An 18,135-nucleotide genomic window follows, 5' to 3' on the forward strand; every position below is an offset into this window, starting at 1 on the left:
TATTAATAATAGCTAGAAATTGTAACATAAAAATAGGGGTAGAAAGGGCATGGGTATTATCGAATTCCTGCCATTTATTATCAAATTCCTGCCAAAATTCAAAAGGATAATTGCTGATCGAAGATATTAGGCATTTCATCCTAGTAAGGATATTTTGTATTTATTTTTGATTGAAAAGTCAGCGAAAACTTAAGACTTTTTGTTTGCTTAAACAGAAGCAGGAAATTGTGATAAAAATCTACCAGAGGTGGTTTTAATTTCGTTGGTAAGAGGTCAGCGGTAGACTAAAACAAATGTTTTATCGTTGCCCATTTCATTAGATCCAAAAGCCCATTTTTTCCATGTTTTCGGCCAAAATATTTCACCAAGTAGCGATAACCCACAGAAATTAGGAAGCTAAAAACACATATAAAGCGAGTGATTTAAAGAGGAATCAGGATCAATTACTTATAGATGTATATTCTTTAGGGGTTTTGCCGAACCTCTTTTTGAATGACTGACTGAAATGAGCCAGGTTATCCATGCCACATTCCTGAGCGATTTCTGAGATATTCATTTGCGGTTCATTGTCCATTAACTCACGTGCTTTCTGTATACGAATCTCCCGAATGTAACTTGCTGGGGTTTGACCAGTGACGGCTCTTACTTTTCTAAACAAATTACGCTCGCTTAAATTTAGTTTTTTGCTTAAAAACTCATTTGAAAGTTTAGCGTTCTTTAAATTCTTCAGAATAAAATTATCCAGCTTAATTTTAAACGATTGCAGGTTTTCATTATCTAAATCCTCTACTTCTTTTTGAAGAGGCTTTTTGCGGCTAATTGAAAAATTTAAAGCATTTTGAATTCGTACTTTTAGTTCATCCAGATTAAAAGGTTTTATTACATAATCATCTATACCAAGATTCAATATTTTTACTTTTTCGCTGCTAAGACTTTTCGCTGTTAAAAAAATAATCGGAATATCCCTCCATTTAGGATTGCTTTTTAACCTTAGCGCTAATTCATATCCATCAATATTAGGCATCATATAATCCGTGAGGATTAGGTCTGGCAGAACACCTTTTTCCAATTTATTCAAGGCTTCTTGTCCGTCAGCGGCTTCCATTGAATTGTATTCGGACAATTTTTCTTTCAAATACGTACGCATGAAAGCATCGTCTTCCACGAACAAAATGCTTTGCTTTGCTTGATCTATTGAAGAGATTAAGGTGGGAGCATCCTCCTCAAAATATTCTTCAATAGCATTCGGAAATGTAAGTTTAAAAGTTGTTCCTTTTCCTAATTCACTAAGACATTCAACTTTCCCTTGATGCAATTCCATGAATTCTTTTACAATGAAAAGACCAATCCCTGTACCTCCTGTTTTTGATGAGTTCTCTGATTGAAAATAGCGATCAAATATTCTTGCTAAGTCGTTCTGACTAATTCCTATGCCTTCATCTCTAACTTCAATATTTAAATCTTTTTTATGCTTATCAATCTTAATATAAATACTGCCAGACTTATTGCTGTATTTAATCGCATTAGAAATTAAGATCGTAATGATCTTTTCAAATTTATCCTGATCAACGTATGCTACTATAGTCTTTTCAGAAGGATTCAGCACAATAATTTGGTCCTTATATTGTGCAGCATCTTGCAAATTGTGTTGAATATTTGTTATGAGCTTTGTAATGTCAGTGGGTTGGCAAACCGCAACAAGTTCAGCATCATCCAGTTTTGCCAGATCGAGCATTTCATTTACAAGCTGCAACAAATATTTACTGTTTTTTAAAGAAAGATTAAGGTCTTTTTTAATAGCTGGCACTAGTTTTTCATTCTTCAAACTGCTTTCCAGTGGAGATATGATTAGCGATAATGGAGTTTTAAGTTCATGCGATACATTATTGAAAAATTGTGTTTTAAATTTTTCAACGCGCTTCAGCTGTTTTTTTTCTTCTTTGAGTTGGTTGATTTGCACTTTACTTGATAAAGATTCTTCTTGAAGTTGGAAGTAATCTTTTAGCCAAGCAAGAGTAAAGATGGCATCCCTAATCAATAGACTGATATATACAGTCTTGGTTGTTAAATATGTGCTTGGTAAAATTCCATTTATGGCAAGAATGGTTAAAGTGGCAGCCAAAATAGGAGGGATATTAGCAATTATATAAATGAGGCAATTGTGCCGTTCTTTATTCCACACTTTTATGATCAACAATATATTTGCTAAAACAAATAGTACGAAATATAAGCCTGAGCTTACTTTTAAAAACAAGCTGTTATCTTCATTGATAAAAGCTAGTTGAATAATAAAAAATGGAAATACTAATATGTAAAATAAAACTTTTGAATGTTGGTAGGCTTTGAGATAAAATGCAGTAAAAAATGTATAAGCTCCAACGAGAAGAATATTGAGAATGATTTCTGCCTGATGTATTTTCCATGCACTGATATCTATAAGCCCTATAAAAGATTGATGTACAACGTTGACCAGTAGTATGCTAATGATAATAAGAATAATATAGGTAGCTTGACTGAGGCTTGGCCTTAGGAAAAATAATATAAGGTTGATCAACAAGATGATGAGCTCCATTCCGCTCAGGAGTATAACTACCGTATTAATTAAACTTGAATCGTGCTCAAATTCTTCAGAAGAAACGGCTTCTATGTTTGATAATGTTCTAAGAGGTGTTGAATAACTCGTTTTGCTGATCAGTTTTAGGTAAAGATTGCCACCTTCAGGCTCTAAATCAATCACATTAAGATAGAAACCTTTTTTGTAGCCTCGCTCTGAAAACTCTACTAGCCTTCCTGAGCGCGAGTGCGGATTTTTGTCCTCCGGATAATAGGCTTCTATCCTTTCAAAATATTCAGATAGATATAAATAATCTGCACCATTTAGGGCTTCCTGTTGGATCTTAATCCAATAAATAGGTATTTCTTTGGATAAGCTATTCGATTTCTCGAATGAGATTTTTTGATTGGTTTCAAGATTTTGGATTTCAGAAAATGATAGATCAGTTGTATCAGCAAAAACCTTGAAACTGATGTCACTTGTAGTTTGACCAAAAGATGAATCTGCCCAAAATAGAAGCAGTATAAATAAAAATTTTCTCACAGATTTGGAGTATTTACTATCTAGCAAATGGAAACTATAAAAAGCCTAATTATATATTTTTCAAATAGCTAAAATAATGCTTTTTTAATCTTTCGTCAATATCTTATGAGATAATGCTGGGTTCTTTCGACCAATACTATTTATACTTAGAGGAATAGGTGATGGGGATTCAATTGCTATAATTACTACTCCGTAATTAGCTCTTTTGGTTTAAAAGCTTGGAAAATAGGTAAGCCCAAAAGTAGAAAAACCTTCCAGGTTTTAAACGCCTGTAAGGTTTTTTAATAATGGCTGATCTAAATCTTGTTAGAGGTTTCTGCCCCGGATTTGTATTTTAAAAATCATATGGAGCTGTGAAGACACGACTTTTGGCTATCATTAGATAGTAGGACAAGTTTAACATAAACAATTTTAAAGATAAAATTGTAAACCTAAAGCAAAACTACCGGGATTAAAGTCTAAGCCAAATCTTTGCGATACATCGCTTACGTTTTCATTAGGATCATCCGATGAAGTTTTGGAAGAGTTGTAACCTAATAGACCATATTTACCTTCAATTCCGAATTTTTCGGTTATCATGAAAAGAATTCCTGGTTGAATACCTGCATGAAAATCAAAACTATTTAAATCATTATTCTGACTTTCTTCATATCTGATTTTTCCAAAACCTACTTCAATATTTCCTTGAAGAAATAGATATAAATTTTCCTTTATTGATTTATGTACACGGGTAAATGTGCCAAACCTAAATGTATTGTCTTTTCTATTGTAATCTGACATAGTGTTTTGACCAGATTCATAATAATTTAAAAATGATGCCCGTGAATATCCGATTTGTCCACCTATTGAAATATTATCACTAATAAAATAACCAAACTGAGGTGTAATGGAGAAATTCGTACGTTCAATTATCTGATTTCGGTAATCTATTCCCGAACCACTTTCATACTCTGAATTATTTGTGAAATACGAAGCACTTCCACCTAATTGAAATTTCCCATCTAAAGATTGGCTCAATACTGGAAACTGTATGAGTATAAGGATAGCTAATAGTAATCTTTTCATGATTTTTTGTTTGGATTTAAATTTAATTATTGAAACAGAATAAAGTTTATTGCAATTAACTTAGTGACTTTCCGTATACATAAACTATGCCACTAATTTATTGAAATATGGATTGTGAATTGATTTATTGAGATAAGCTGTTGTATTCATATTCCGCCTCAGCTAAAGCTCTAAAAGCTTTTAATTTAAGATTGGATAATTCCAGCGTAATCATTTCAGGCGGGGCATAATATCGGATTTTGACATCCTCAGCATTGGCTATATCTCTAATTAAGTTCTCTTCAAGGGTATATTGAATACTAATTAAACTATAATTTCTAATTTCATAATCTCTGATAACAGAAGTAGTGCTCGAATCTGCTAAAATTAAATCTTCTTCCTCTTTATCCACTTCTGTAAGGCTTTCTTTTGATTGCGAATGGATCTCAATCGGGTAATTTCTGCCATCCACAATGAAATAAATAGTGTTTTCAATAGATTTCAATCTATTTTCTAATTGCAGATAATCATAAAATTTATATTCTTGTTTAAAGCCATTGGTTTCCTTGTAGATAAGTTGTTCATTTTTAATGAAAGAAGAATTCCGTTCCTCGGAAAAATTGTAAAAGAGTGTTTTCTTAAATCTAGTTATTCCTTTAATTTCATCATGCTCTACCTCAGGTTTCGGGTTAGCTTTTATTAATAAAATAGCAGCAAGACAAGATTGAAGGCTGAAAAATACATTGACTAATAATATTTTTATAATTATTGATTTGCTGTAGCGATATAATTTAAAGGCTGTCATAATTGAAAATGGTTTTTAAATCTATTTTCAAAAACTGTGCCTTTTATATAAATTAAGCTATAAATACATTACATCTTAGAACTTCTGGATACATATTGAAAGCTTTTGGATTAGATCCTTGTTCAATTCTATTCAGTTAAGGCCACATTTAACTCATCAATTTTCACATCAATATATTCCTACCACAAAGTGAACAATAGAAAAAAAAACCAAGGTTATTTGTGAGATAATTCAATTTTATATTTATGTAAAATCTTTTGTTTTCTTTTGAATCTCTTGTGGTTAAAAGAAATCAGTCTTAGGCTGCCCTTTTCCATTGCGGTTTAAAATATAGCAGTTATTAATCATATTTTCTGTTCCCATTGTTGAAGCGAATAAAAAAACAGACTTCAAAGTTTAACTTAATTTTCCCGTTGGGGATTAAGAGGCTTCAACTTCTCCTTCAATTCTTTCATTCCTTCTACTGCACTTTTGGCAATGGCCGATACCTGATTATTTCCATAATATTCTGGAGTGCTAGGATCTACCACATAAATCGGAACATCAGTCTCTACTTGATGAATCAAACCTGCAGCAGGATAAACTTGCAAGGAAGTGCCTACTACTAATAATATATCTGCGGAAGCGGTAATGCGAGCTGCCGGCTCAATCATCGGAACCATTTCACCAAACCAAACAATATGTGGACGTAATTGAGAGCCTTTTTCGCATAAGTCTCCTTCATTAATTTCCCAACCGTCCAGTTCATAGATTAGATTTTCATCCTGACAGCTTCTGGCTTTTCTAATTTCTCCATGTAAATGCAAAACATTGGATGAACCACCTCTTTCATGCAAATCATCAATGTTTTGTGTGATGATTTGGACATCATAATATTCTTCTAGTTCTGCCAATATTTTGTGTGCTTCATTAGGTTCTGCCTCTAATACGGCTTTTCTTCTTTGGTTATAGAAATCTAATACCAATGCTTGATTTTTAGCCCAGCCTTGAGGTGAAGCTACTTCCATCACATCATGTCCTTCCCATAATCCATCGGCTCCTCTGAAGGTAGGAATGCCACTTTCTGCACTTATTCCGGCTCCGGTTAAGACGACTAATTTCTTTTGCATAACTTTATATTTTGAATTCATACAATCAAATTTGAATTCGATTCGTTACAGACTTCAATATAATAAAACTTGAAAAAATGATAGCAAGAATAATTTTTATTGCCTTAGTAATTTTTAGTAGTGCAGCCTGCGTAACGCAGAAAAAGTATGATGAACTCCTGGCTGAGAAAGTAAAACTTGAAGCTGAAAAAATGGGCTTAGAGGATAAAGTGGACTTGAAAAACAACACTATTGAATCTTTAGAAGCACAGTTAGCAGAGGAGAAAGAAACTTTAGCGCAGGTCAAAAAAGCTTATCAAAATTCTCAAAGTAGTTTGGACTCTTTGCAACAGCAGTATACAACGCTGAATGATTATTATGATAAATTAATGAGCAGCAGCGGAAAGCTCAATACAGATTTAGCGAATAAGGAGAAACAACTCTTACAAATGGAAGCTGATTTGGAAATTTCCAAGCAGAAAAACGATGAACTAGCGGCTGAATTTAGCAGAGCGTGAAGAGCGAGTAGCAGAACTTGAAAAAGTATTGGCCGATAAGGAAGCAGCAGTAAATGCCTTAAAACAAAAAGTGAGTGAAGCACTCCTAAATTTCAAGGAAAACGATTTAACTGTTGAAGTGAAGAATGGGAAAGTATATGTTTCCTTAGCAGAGCAGCTATTATTTAATTCCGGAAGCACAGTGGTTGACTCGAAAGGAGCAGAAGCTTTAAAGAAATTAGCCCAAGTATTGAAAGATAATCAGGATGTAAATATTGTTGTAGAAGGTCACACTGATGATGTGCCTATTTCTGGAAATAATAAATATTTAAAAGATAACTGGGATTTAAGTGTTTTAAGAGCTACTTCTATTGTAAGGATTTTAACCAATAATGGTGCATCTCCAGAAAGAGTTACGGCTGCTGGAAAAGGAGAATTTTCCCCTAAAGCATCGAATGAAAATGCAGAAGGTAGGAGAGAGAATAGAAGAACAGAAATTATCCTGACTCCAAAATTAGATGAGTTATTCCAGATTTTGGAAACGAATTAGTTAGAAGTGGGAAGTCTGAAGTCTGAAGTTTATGATACCAACAATGATTTATAAACCTAGACTCCAGACTTCTTTCATCCATCACCCCTCATCTCCACATCCATCACCCTTCCTCAACATATCTTTCTTCCCACTTGTACTAAAGCGGATTATTTGGTAAAATGCATGAAATTTTAATACGGCTTACGTTTTAATTAATGGAAGAAAATCAAGAACAGCTTGCGCAACAATGGCATTCATTTTTGCAAGAGTATTTTCATAAAATCATTCAACAAAAAAAGGATTTCTTAAAGACTCATATTGAGTTTGTTAAGAAGCAGAAGCCTATCCAAACGGATGAGACAAACTTTAAAGCAGATGATGAATATAAGCAGGCAGTTTTTGAGTTTATCAAAAGTACTTATGGAGAGCAGCCTAAACTTGAACATTCAGATTTTGAAGAATTACATGCCACTTTAATTACGGAATTTCAAAATTTGCTCTCTTCTGTTCCGGATGTAATAGTTAAGGAACAAAAATCGGAGCGTTTTCAGATTCAAAAAGAAGATAGTTTTGGCTTAAAATTGAGAAAGCCTTTTAAGATCTTCTTTTTCGGATTAAGTAAAGTGCCTTTCCATATTGCTAATCTATTCAGAAAACAAAAGAAACCACTTAAATACTGGAAGCATGAAGTCAAGTCCAAAGCCTTATTTGAAAGGCACTTTTTCAATGGATTTCAGAATGCTTTTATTGAACTCAATCAACAGATATTAAAAGAATTTACAGCTTCATTGGTTAAATTGAGAGATTATGAAAATTTACCAACTGATGATAACCATACAGATTTTGAAAATTCGGCTTTAGGTTTTCAGGAGGGTTTTATAAAAATAATCAAATCAAAAATAAATGATGAATACCTTCGATTGTGTCAGGCTTATGATGATGAATTTAAATTAGTAGGCACCATTGAATACAAGAGCAAACTATTAAATCCTAACAGACTTGATAAAGATTATCAGCAGTTCAAGAAGCAATATTCAAAAAAACATCATTGTTGGAATAATACAATACATGCGCTTTTTGAGGATTGGCGTTCTGAACTCGAACTTTCCGCTCTACAATCATTTTTGCAAAAGAGTATAAAGGGATTGAATAATAACGTAGGGGAATGGAATGATAAATTGCAAGATAATTTCATAAGCCCCATCAAATCTTTTTTGGAAGAGGCTCAATCAACTTTTGATAAAGATGAAAAGGAAAGTGAAGATATTGGTAAAAAAATTACTCAAGTAAAGTATATTACAAATAAGCAATTGGATCGAGGGTTGATTCAAAAAATGCAAGAAAGCCTTTCTAAGAATACTATTCTAAATCAGATGGATAGATTAGAGCATTTGATAGGGGAACGCATTGAAAAGCTAGCCAATGATTATGTAGTAACCAAATCCAATCATTTTGATAGACCTTTAGAAGATAATGAGCTTTCTTCCATTTCTAACTATGAATTATTATCATTTGAAATTAAGCCAAAGCTAAATGATAAATTGGAAGCTTTAAAAAGTAATATTTTCCAAAAAATGGGGGAATTGCTTATTAAGGTAGGGGATATAGATGAAATTGTGCATTATGTATTGAGTTCAGCTTCCAATTCATTAAATGCGGAGCCCAAGGAGAATCAAGCCAGTACTATAATTCTGGATGGATTTAAAAGAGCTGAAAACACAGCCGAAGAAGTAGATAATCAAATTCAAGAATTGATTGAAAATGCACAATCTGAGCTCAAGAAAATAAGTGATGAGCTGATTCAAGAATTACAAAAACTTAAGGAAAATGAAAATGTTTCTGCCTTAAAAATCCGAATTAGCAAGGCTAAAGCAATTCATAAATCAGAGGCACTCACACAAAAGATATTAGATTTTGGAAAGCAGTATTTTGATGTCACCAAAAAATTCAGTCTAACTTATTATCAAAAAGCTAAGGAACTAAAAGAAGAACTTTCCAAACGCTTTTTATCGGCTACTATCGAAAATGAGCCAAATAGAGCAGTTTCTGATTTTTTAAATGAGTCCAATCAAATAATAGAAGGGTTACCTGTTATTTATAAAAGATTATATGCCATTGAGCCGCTAACCGATATGGTGCTGTTTGAAGGCAGAGAAAAAGAAATCGCAAGAATTTCAAAGGCTTATGTGGCTTGGACGGCCGGGAAATATGCTTCTGTTTTGATCACTGCTGAAAAATGGAGCGGTATGACCTCACTAGTTAATTATGCCATTAAAAATATTAAATTCAATAATGTTCCGCTTCGCACTGAGTTGAAATTTAATAATCCTGATCCACAGTTTTTTCTTAAAAGTTTATCGGATTTATTGGAATTAGAGTCAAGTGATAAACAAACCATTATAGAACATCTCAATTTGGGTAAAAGGCGCATTATCATATTTGAAAATCTGCAAAAGCTTTTTCTTAGGGAAATGCATGGACAAAAAGCTTTAGTAGAGTTTATTGACATCATGACGGCCACCCAGAGAAATGTATTTTGGATAGGAACGATGTCCATTTATACGTTTAATTACTTGGAGAAATCATTGAAAATGAGTGCTTTTTTCAGTTATCATGTTCCGCTTGAGCCATTAAGCGATGATGAGATTAGTCAGCTAATTATTAAGAGAAACCGAATAAGTGGTTTTAAAATAAAGTTTGAGGCTTTAGAAAAGGATTCCAATGATAAAAAGTTTAAGAAGCTGAATGAGTCAGAAAAGCAGCAATATTTAAAAGAGCGTTTCTTTAAAGATTTGAATAATTTTGCGAAAAGTAATATTAGTATGGCGCTGATGTTTTGGCTGTTATCCACAAAAAAAGTTGATGACCAAACCATCGTTATCCAAAACTTTAAAAAGCCTGATTTTAGCTTTTTAGCTTCTTTAAAAAATGATAGGGTTTTTGTTCTGCAAGCTTTAATAATGCATGATGGATTAAAATTGGAGCAAGTTTCCAATGTATTATCCTACAGTTTGACTAAAGCTAAATTCTTACTGTTAGAATTATTGGAAGATGGCGTATTGATTGAAAGAAATTCGCAATATCTAGTCAATCCGATTATTTATAGAAATACTGTTCAACTCCTTAAATCAAGAAACTTATTATGAAGGTAGGGCAAATAAAATGGATGCTTTCTTTGTTTGTTGGGCTATTAATTGCTTTTCAAATTCAAGCTCAGGACAGTATAGAAAATCAAAAGAAAAGCTTGGTTGGAGTAAAATCCGTAGTGGATTCTCAAGCTGTAAAACCAAAAAAAGTAAAAGTTCAAAAGCCAGCTATAAAATCAGATTCTCTTAAATTTCAAAAGGACAGTTTAAAGAAGGAAGAGAAAGCAGAAAAAACTACAGAAAAGGATTTCGAGGCGGATACTTTAATAGTGAAAACTGAAAAAAGAGAAGAGGGGGAGGGATTTGGAGAAAGCAAAATCAAAGAATTGTCTAATTTGATTTCCAGTGCTAATATCTTCTATACTATTGTTTTTTTACTTTTTGGCTTTGCATTTATTAAAGTCATCACTTTTATACTAAATGGACTTGCTGAAAGAAGCACTAAATATAGAATTGCTTTTAAAGGCTCTATTCCGATAGTTAAAATCGTAGGATGGGTCATCATTATCCTATTAATTATTGTAGTGATTTATCAGCCTTCCGTAGCCTCCATGCTGGCGGTTTCCGCTTCTATTGGAGTCGCGATTGGCTTTGCTTCTCAGGATATATTGAAGAATATATTTGGAGGGATCGTCATTTTGCTCGACAGACCCTTTGTGTCAGGGGATAAAATTGAGGTAGATAAGTATTATGGTGAAGTAGTGGAAATAGGTTTGCGTTCTACTCGCATCGTTACTCCTGATGATTCTTTGGTTTCTGTTCCTAATGCAGTGATGATGAATAGTTCTTTATCCAACTCTAATGCAGGAGAGCCCAATTGTCAGGTGGTAGCTGAAATATATTTACCGCTAACCATTGATACTATTAAAACCCGAGAAATTGCCACTCAAGCCGCTACAGTCTCCAAATATATTTATTTAGGAAAGCCTATTACAGTCCTGTTCTTTAATGAAGTCAATAATAATCATTCTTATTATAAAATGAGAGTAAAAGCCTATGTAATGGATATTCGTGATGAATTCCGTTTTAAAAGCGATATGACCGAATTAATCATCACAGAACTGGTCAAAGAAGAGGTATTGGACGGTAAATTTTAGAAAACAGGTAGTTTACTGTGTAAACAAAGAAAATCCGCCAGAGTCGTCAGTGATTTCCACTAGCGAGACGCTAACGGAAGGGATTTATACTATCGCTAGCGTCTTGCTAGTGATGGTTACTATTGCCTCTGGCAAGGAATTACTTTTGGTGCTTATATTGTATCATTTACCATAAGGTCGTTCCTCTGGAACTTAACTCGCACAATTCATCTTACTGAATAGATATTTGTAGCCACCTTAGATACCAATAAAACCCGCCAGAGGCGGTAGTAATTTCTACTAGCGAGACGCTAGCGGAAGAGCACTTTTTTCTATCGCTAGCGTCTCGTTAGTGATGGCTACTATTGGCTCTGGCATTTTATTCAATATATTAGTACTAAATCATTGAACAAAGGTCATTTTGCTTTTCACTTATTTTTAAAGTTTAAGGAAATCGGAGAAACCACATGCTATATGATATAATCCGTTTATTGATTTTAAGTTATTCAGATGTTCAATAGAAACTTGCTGTCAACTTTGCAACCAATAATATTCGCCTGAGGCGGTAGTAAATTCCACTAGCGAGACGCTAGCGGAAGAGCACTTTTTTTCTATCGCTAGCGTCTCGCTAGTGATGGTTACTATTACCTCTGGCAAGGAATTACTTTTGGTGAATTTATCCCTTATAAGGTCGTTCCTACGTAACTTTTGGTGCTTATATTGTATCAGTTACCATAAGGTCGTTCCTCTGGAACTTAACTTGCATAATTCATCTTACTGAATAGATATTTGTAGCCACCTTAGATGCCAATAAAATACGCCAGAGGCGGTAGTAATTTCCACTAGCGAGACGCTAGCGGAAGAGTACTTTTTTTCTATCGCTAGCGTCTCGTTAGTGATGGCTACTATTGGCTCTGGCAAAGAATTACTTTTGGTGAATTTATCCCTTATAAGGTCGTTCCTACCTAACTTTATTATTTTATGTGGTTTTAATTACCTATTGACGTTCCGCAGGAACTTATGGAAAGTAAATCATACTCTAACATTATCACTAGAAAATTATATTTTTCATGATTTTATTATGAATAAAGTGGGTTAAAATGCTTTTAATTTAATTAATTTGCACAAAAACTAAAGTATGCGTCAACCTTTTACCATTCTATTGATCCTTATTGCTGTGAATTTTACATTCGCTCAACAGGATACTCCAAAAAATTTGGGTCAGAATATTAATTCCTCTTATCAGGAAACCAAGCCAGTGATTTCACCTGATGGCAACACCTTGTTTTTTGCCAGGCAGAATTACCCGGAAAATTATGCTGGTTCCAATGATCCACAGGATATTTATGTGTCGGAAAAAAGAAATGGGAACTGGTCTAGCGCCCAAAATATTGGAGAACCATTGAATGATAAATACCCTAATGGGGTAAGCTCGGTAACGCCTGATGGTAATACGATGCTGATTATAAATGGCTATAATGAATATGGAGATGTGCTAGATGGTGCTTCTATTTCCCATAGAAAAGGTGGAAGATGGCAATATCCTCAAATGATTAATATTCAAGAGTTTTATAACCTAAATGAATATATCGATTATTATTTAGCCAATAACGAACGAACACTTTTACTGGCCATTGAAACTGAAGAGAGTTTTGGTGATCAAGATTTATATGTCAGCTTTAGAATAGATGAAAGAAATTGGTCTAAGCCAGTAAATTTGGGCAGACAAATAAACTCTTCTTCTCCCGAGTTTTCTCCTTTCTTGGCGGCTGATAATAAAACCTTATTTTTTGCTTCATACGGGCATAATGGATATGGCGATGCCGATATTTTTTACTCTAAAAGACTGGATGATAGTTGGCAAAATTGGTCCAAACCTGAGAATTTGGGGACTGATGTCAATACAAAAGAATTTGAAGCCTATTATACTATAGATGCCTCAGGAGAAGATGCTTATTTCGTGACCACTAAAGGGAGTGTTGCAAATTCTAAGGATATCTATCAGATGACGTTGCCTTATAAATTTAGACCTGATCCCGTTTTATTATTAAATGGTGAGGTCGTGGATTTAGCAAATGGCAAAAAGCTTGAAGCAGAAATTGAGTTTGTGAATACCAATAATTACAATAAAAATGAAGACGTTATTTCCAATACTGAAAATGGGTTCTCTCATATTTTAGAGCAAGGCGCACTTTATCAATATCTACCTGTTAAAAGAGATTATGTAGGAATTTTACAATATCAGGATTTAACAAAGCTAAGTGAATATTTAGAGAAAGAACAAAAACTTGGTATGCTACCAATTGCTGTGGGATCTGAAATCCCTGTTCATCATATCACTTTCGTAAATAATGCCGATATTTTCAGGTCTGATGCTTATTATGAATTGGATCGATTTGCTTCCATATTGCAAAGCAATCCTCAGATGCAAATTGAAATTATAGGACACACTGCCCAACTACCTTTAGAGGCCGAAAATGATAGATTATCCTACAATAGAGCCAAAGCAGTGGCAGAATATTTTGAGAAGAAAAACGTACATCCTGATAGATTAAGAATTAACGGAGCAGGAGAGAAGGTTTCTTTTTCTTCGAACACAGATATTGCTTTGAAAAATGGTATAGCCTTAGAGGACCGCATCACCATCAAAATCATCAGCATGAACTGGGAAAAGCCAAAGCCAAAAGATACTGATGAAGATGGAATTATTGATTTAGAGGATGATTGCCCAACTTTAGCGGGAGTAGCAGAAAATAATGGTTGTCCTGAAATTACGGAAGAAACCAAAGAAGTGTTGAAAGAAGCTCTGGAAGGTATTGAATTTGAATTAGCTTCTGATGTGATCCGTGAGCAATCGCTTCCAATTTTGGATAAAGTGGTTACCGTTATGGAAGAAAATCCTGATTACAATTTAAAGATTTCAGGTCATACGGATAATCAAGGAGATGATGATGCCAATTTATTATTATCGCATAAAAGGGCTCAAGCCACCAAAAAATATCTGCTGGATCAGGGAATTGCTATTTTGAGGCTAGATGCAGTGGGTTATGGTGAAATGCAACCGGTAGAAAGCAATGATACAGCCGAAGGCAGAGCAAAGAATAGGAGAGTGGAGTTTGAGATTGTGTTTGATTAAGTTGGCAGGTTGGCAAGTTTTCATGTTGGCGGGTTGACAGCTAGGGGGATTATGAATGATGAATCGGATGCTAAATTTCTTGACTCTTGACTCTAAAATGGGCTATTAGGTCAGTACCGCAGGTCAGACAGGAAATGGCTTGAAGATGGAAGTTGGAAGTAGGAAGCTCGAAGTGGGAAGTTCTAAGAGGGAAGTTTACCTTTATTCAAATTGCTTCAATAGAAGGGAACTGGATGAATTAGGAATGATGAATATCGGATGCTAAATTTCTTGACTCTAAAATCTAGCTACTAGCTACTCATTACTTAAAACTTAAAACCTAAAACTTATTACCAAATCCAATTACCGTAAAAAATTCGTAATTATTCCATTCGTAATTCGTAATTCGTAATTAAAAATTCTTAGTTTTGCTATTTGAAAAATTAAAATGTTGATTAGAAATATTACATTATTTATTCTTGTAGCCATACTATTTGCTTCTTGTGTAGGCAATAAACGCCTGGTGTATCTTCAAAAAGATGATTTACATGAAAATCAGCCTAAAGACACGGTTTTAAGGGAATACGATTTAACTTATCACGACTATAAAATCCAACCGCAGGATATACTTTCAGTTCAGTTTACAAGTATTACAGATGAAGACTTTGATATCTTCAGTGATTTTGGAATGGGTGGAGGAAATGCTGGTGGTGGAGGCGGTGGTATGCTTGCATTAAGAGGTGAACTAGTAGATCCACAAGGTCAGATTGGTTTTCCGGTTGTGGGGAAAATTAAAGTGCAAGGCATGACCATTTTTGAAGTGCAAGATACATTGCAAAGCATAGCCGCACGGTATGTAGAAGACCCAGTAGTGAAGGTCCGGCTGTTAAACTATAGGTTTACCATTTTAGGTGAGGTAAATGGAGAGAGTGTCATTACCACCCAAAATACGAGAGTTACTTTTATGGAGGCCATAGGAATGGCTGGAGGACTTACCGAATTAGCCAGTAGAGATAATGTAAAGGTTGTTCGCCAAAAAGGTGATACTGCTGAAGTTTTTTACATTGATTTATTAGAAGAAGAATTTCTAGAATCCGAAAAGTTTTATGTTTATCAAAATGATATTATAATTGTTCCACCATTGCAGCAAAGACCCATCAGACGGTATTACAGTCAAAATTTAAGCTTATTGCTTTCATCGGTTTCTGCTGTTTTGTTTATTGGAAGTTTTTTCGGTTTAAGCGCTACAAGATAAAAGATATTGGATAATCAATTCAACCCATATAGTTCTGATTTTGCCGACCCAAGCATGGGTACCTCATCCACTGAGGGAAATCAGTTGATTGACTTCAAAAGAGTACTCTATAAGATAATTAAGTTTTGGTATATAGTTGTAATCACCTCTCTTTTAGCATTATCTGTAGCTTATATTATTAATCGCTATAGTACTCGTATATATCCAGTTACTGCCTCCATTATGATTAAGGAAAATCAGGAGGAAGTAGGAGCGAAATTTTTATATAACAATGCCATTTCTGACCCCTACAGAAATTATTATAATGAAATGTATGTCATCAAATCATTTCCTTTGATAAATTCTGCAATAGAAGAATTGAATTTTCATGTTTCATACTTTCGAGAGGGTGAAATCAAAAGTTCTGAATATTATAATCCTAATTTTCCTGTAGAAGTGAAGCCTGAAGATGAAAGTGAATTACCTTATGGTAAGTCTGCAGGGATTACTTTTTTAAATCAAGATGAATTCAAACTTTTCAATCTTACTATCACCTCAGAAGGAGAAGAGAGCAAAGGAGAAAAAATATTTAAATTTGGAGATTTAGTACCTATTAATGGACACAAAGTCATATTCCATAATTATGGAATCATTCCTGAAGGTGATTTAAATAAATATTATATCATCAGGTTTAATGCTCCGGAAAGCATTACAGGTCAATACCAATCCAAGTTAAATGCAAGATGGGCTGAGCAAGGTTCGTCCGTTTTAAACTTAAGCTTGAATGGACCTGAACCTCGGAAAGAAATTGATTTTTTAAATACTTTCATTGAGAAATATCAAAAGCTTGATATTGACAGGAAAAATCAAACCGCTAGTCAAACCATTCAATTTATTGATGATCAATTAAATGCCATTTCCGATACGCTCCAATTCTATGAACAAAGGTTGATGCAGTTTAAGAAGGAAAATGTAGTCACCAATATGGATGGGGAAGCGCTTAGAATTTATGAAAATCTTCGTGAAATTGAACAAGAAGCTGTACAATATACAGTTCAAGAACAGTATTATACGTACTTAAGAAAATTTTTGAGGGATCCCAATAATAAAATGGATCAGGTGGTTACTCCTCAAAGTGTGGGCATAGAAGATCAAGTGATAGCTGAAATGCTCGGAAAGCTTTTGCAATTGGATATTGAAATTAAACGCTTTCAACAAAAGGATAAAGCAGCTAATCCGATTTTAGAAGACAAAAAGCAAGAAATGCAAGCGCTCAGAACCAATATTCTAAGCAGTATCAAAACTTTGGAAGAAACGAGAGGGATTATGCAGGAATCTGTAAAGCGTCAGCAACGGATTTTGGAAGATCAACTAAAATTATTGCCTGGATTGCAACAAGATTTCATTAATATCAAAAGGGATTATTCATTTAGAGAAGGTTTATATACTTTCTTGATGCAAAAAAGGGCAGAGGCCGCTATTTCAAAAGCTTCTACCACTAGTGATATCAGAACTGTTAACCCTCCTAAGTTAGCAGGTGGTCCCATTACACCTAAGACTACTCAAAATTACATGATATTCTTAGTGATAGGTTTGATAATCCCAATAGGCTTTTTCATTATTCTAGAGTTGTTTAACAACAAAATTCAATCTAAGGAAGATATAGAAAGAGCTACTTCTATTCAAGTAATAGGAGGGATTGGACATAAAAAATTACAGGATAATTTGATTGTATTTCGTAAACCAAGGTCTGCAGTAGCAGAATCCTTCCGAGCATTACGATCCAATTTGAACTTCTATACAGAAGGAAAAGAGAAAAAAGTATTTTTGGTTACGTCCTCTATTTCTGGGGAAGGGAAAACTTTTACCACTATTAATTTAGCCACCGTTTTAGCGCTTTCAGGCAGACGTACTTTATTGATTGGAGCTGATATGCGTAGACCCAAAATCTTTGATGATTTTAATCTACATAATGAATTTGGTTTAAGTAACTTACTATCTGGCCAAGCTGAAATGGAAGAAGTAGTACAAACTACTGAAATAGATAATCTGGATTTATTGAGTGCTGGACCCATTCCACCCAATCCAAGTGAGTTATTAATGAAGAATATCATGAAGGATAGCTTGGATAAAGCATTCAAAACCTATGACTTTATCATTATTGATTCACCGCCAATTGCATTGGTGACGGATGCTTTTGTGTTGTCTAAATTTGCAGATCACACCATTTTCATGGTCAGACAAGATTATACGCCTAAGGAAGCAGTTGTGGCAGCAAATGAACTCTATACCAAAGGCAAAATTAAGAATATCAGCATTTTATTCAATGATATCAAAAAAGCTGGGCCAGGTTACGGCTACGGATATGGTTATGGCTACGGATATGGTTATGGTTACGGCTATGGTTCAGGCAAAAGAAAAGACGGTTACGGCTACTACCAAGAAAGCTGATTTTTAATTAATAATTACAGGCAGGCTTGAATTTAACAGCAAAGGCTGTT

11 protein-coding genes are annotated in these 18,135 nt (G+C 34.2%); 7 read left to right on the top strand and 4 right to left on the bottom strand.

Going from position 1 to position 18,135, the window contains the following annotated elements:
* Positions 1-439: 439 nt before the first annotated feature.
* From QYS49_RS11710 to QYS49_RS11725, 4 genes are all read right to left on the bottom strand, one after another.
* Positions 440-2,737, bottom strand: a complete 2,298-nt coding sequence (locus QYS49_RS11710) for an ATP-binding protein (RefSeq protein WP_308347449.1) — start codon at positions 2,735-2,737, stop codon at positions 440-442.
* Between the two features lie 771 nt (positions 2,738-3,508).
* Positions 3,509-4,162, bottom strand: a complete 654-nt coding sequence (locus tag QYS49_RS11715) for a hypothetical protein (protein WP_308347450.1) — start codon at positions 4,160-4,162, stop codon at positions 3,509-3,511.
* A 124-nt stretch (positions 4,163-4,286) separates the two neighbouring features.
* A complete protein-coding gene (locus tag QYS49_RS11720) occupies positions 4,287-4,946 on the bottom strand; it encodes a hypothetical protein (RefSeq protein WP_308347451.1) in 660 nt (219 codons plus the stop codon).
* A 401-nt stretch (positions 4,947-5,347) separates the two neighbouring features.
* Positions 5,348-6,055: an SIR2 family NAD-dependent protein deacylase gene (locus QYS49_RS11725; protein ID WP_308347453.1), complete on the bottom strand. Its 708-nt coding sequence runs from the start codon at positions 6,053-6,055 to the stop codon at positions 5,348-5,350.
* Between the two features lie 77 nt (positions 6,056-6,132).
* Between QYS49_RS11725 and QYS49_RS11730 the strand changes: the two genes are divergently transcribed.
* From QYS49_RS11730 to QYS49_RS11760, 7 genes are all read left to right on the top strand, one after another.
* Complete coding sequence (locus QYS49_RS11730; protein WP_308347455.1) at positions 6,133-6,552, top strand: hypothetical protein; 420 nt, start codon at positions 6,133-6,135, stop codon at positions 6,550-6,552.
* A gap of 28 nt (positions 6,553-6,580) precedes the next feature.
* Positions 6,581-7,081 carry an OmpA/MotB family protein gene (locus QYS49_RS11735; RefSeq protein ID WP_308347457.1) on the top strand — a complete coding sequence of 167 codons (501 nt, stop codon included), beginning with the start codon at positions 6,581-6,583 and terminating at the stop codon, positions 7,079-7,081.
* A 197-nt stretch (positions 7,082-7,278) separates the two neighbouring features.
* The gene (locus QYS49_RS11740) at positions 7,279-10,209 is read left to right on the top strand and encodes a hypothetical protein (RefSeq protein WP_308347459.1); all 2,931 of its coding nucleotides are present in this window, start codon (positions 7,279-7,281) and stop codon (positions 10,207-10,209) included.
* Positions 10,206-11,306, top strand: coding sequence for a mechanosensitive ion channel family protein (locus QYS49_RS11745; RefSeq protein ID WP_308347460.1), 1,101 nt, complete (start codon positions 10,206-10,208; stop codon positions 11,304-11,306). Before QYS49_RS11740 ends, QYS49_RS11745 begins: the two co-directional genes overlap by 4 nt.
* A gap of 1,117 nt (positions 11,307-12,423) precedes the next feature.
* Positions 12,424-14,421 (top strand): OmpA family protein, encoded by a 1,998-nt coding sequence (locus QYS49_RS11750; RefSeq protein WP_308347462.1) that lies wholly within the window; start codon positions 12,424-12,426, stop codon positions 14,419-14,421.
* 427 nt (positions 14,422-14,848) lie between these two features.
* Complete coding sequence (locus QYS49_RS11755; RefSeq protein WP_308347463.1) at positions 14,849-15,655, top strand: polysaccharide biosynthesis/export family protein; 807 nt, start codon at positions 14,849-14,851, stop codon at positions 15,653-15,655.
* 6 nt (positions 15,656-15,661) lie between these two features.
* Complete coding sequence (locus tag QYS49_RS11760; RefSeq protein WP_308347464.1) at positions 15,662-18,085, top strand: GumC family protein; 2,424 nt, start codon at positions 15,662-15,664, stop codon at positions 18,083-18,085.
* Positions 18,086-18,135: the final 50 nt, after the last annotated feature.

This window comes from Marivirga salinae, assembly GCF_030503855.1.
In the GTDB taxonomy this organism is placed as follows: Bacteria; Bacteroidota; Bacteroidia; order Cytophagales; family Cyclobacteriaceae; genus Marivirga; species Marivirga salinarum.